Source organism: Psychrobacter sp. 16-MNA-CIBAN-0192 (assembly GCF_040309565.1).
Classification (GTDB): domain Bacteria; phylum Pseudomonadota; class Gammaproteobacteria; order Pseudomonadales; family Moraxellaceae; genus Psychrobacter.
The window spans coordinates 1-240 of record NZ_JBEOOX010000669.1 but is presented as its reverse complement, the minus strand read 5'-3'; the positions used below and the strand labels follow the sequence as shown (position 1 = coordinate 240).

Here is a 240-nt window from a genome sequence, read left to right as displayed (position 1 = left end):
AGGTAGTGCTGTGCAAGTGCACGGCGCGTGGTATCTTTGAGCTTTACAAAGCTGGTATTATGCTTAGCTAGTTTGCGATGTAAAGTACGTGGATGCATATTAAGCGCCGCAGCAATCGTGTGATTAGAGCATTGATAAATAGGCAGCATAGGGCGCATTAACGCGCTTACTTGAATGGGTAATGGGCTGTTGTATTGACTATTTTTAGCTAAAAAGTTTCGTGCAGCCTCTACGTTAGTC

Annotated in this window: 1 protein-coding gene; it reads right to left on the bottom strand. The window is 44.2% G+C overall.

Annotated elements, in window-relative coordinates; all coding sequences use genetic code 11:
- On the bottom strand, positions 1-240 hold a 240-nt coding region (locus AAEY78_RS14790), incomplete at both ends, for a hypothetical protein (RefSeq protein WP_502943798.1).